1 pseudogene is annotated in these 256 nt (G+C 39.8%); it reads right to left on the minus strand.

Features of this window, described 5'->3' with window-relative positions:
- Positions 1-47: 47 nt before the first annotated feature.
- Positions 48-256 (minus strand): annotated as a pseudogene (locus tag A6D97_RS06795) ((deoxy)nucleoside triphosphate pyrophosphohydrolase); the annotation flags it as partial.

Here is a 256-nt window from a genome sequence, read left to right on the forward strand (position 1 = left end):
GAGGTGATGATATCACCTCTAACTAAGTGACCAAATTCAGCGTACCACTACAAATCCACCTCTAAAAGCTGCGCTTTAGAGAGCCAGAGAGAGTCAATATGTTCGGTAAGCTCAATGTCACGAGTAGGAATTTCAATAACGAAGCAATGCATGGTGATATCAAAATCAGGGTAACTATGATCGATAGTTAATAAAAACTGAGGTTTGGTAACGGTTATTCTTAACTCTTCCTCTAACTCTCTAGTAATAGCGGCTG

This window comes from Vibrio sp. ZF57 (assembly GCF_001691235.1).
GTDB classification, from domain to species: Bacteria; Pseudomonadota; Gammaproteobacteria; order Enterobacterales; family Vibrionaceae; genus Vibrio; species Vibrio crassostreae_C.